This is a genomic window from Treponema sp. SP13 (assembly GCF_050938355.1).
In the GTDB taxonomy this organism is placed as follows: domain Bacteria; phylum Spirochaetota; class Spirochaetia; order Treponematales; family Treponemataceae; genus Treponema_D; species Treponema_D socranskii.
The window spans coordinates 1-448 of record NZ_JADOVM010000021.1 but is presented as its reverse complement, the minus strand read 5'-3'; the positions used below and the strand labels follow the sequence as shown (position 1 = coordinate 448).

Below are 448 nucleotides of genomic sequence, written 5' to 3'. Positions count from 1 at the left end.
ACCTTTCGGCTTACCCCTCCCCTTAACCTTCCGGTACCGGGCAGGTGTCACCACCTATACGTCCCATTACTGGTTCGCAGATGGCTGTGTTTTTGGTAAACAGTCGCCTGGGCCTGCTTTCTGCCGCTCACATCCTTATCAGCGTGAGCCACACTTCTTCCGAAGTTACGTGTGCTTTTTGCCGAGTTCCTTAACGCGGGGTCGCTCGTGCGCCTTAGATTGCTCATCCTGCCTGCGTGTGTCCGTTTCCGGTACGGTCCAACTCAGCCTATCTTTAGACAGTATTTCCCGGCACCTTGATTACATCCGCTTCGCTTCGCCTACGCTCCGCTCCCCGTAACGGCTCAGCTCAAGGGCTCTTTTAACCGCCCTCTCAACACCTTACCGCTTGGACAGAAACTACCGTTCTTCTGCCGGATTTCACCTCATGCGTCCTGCCTTCAAAACT

1 rRNA gene is annotated in these 448 nt (G+C 54.7%); it reads right to left on the bottom strand.

Annotated features, from left to right (window positions below):
* A 23S ribosomal RNA gene (locus tag IZU26_RS13015) occupies nt 1-448 on the bottom strand; the annotation flags it as partial.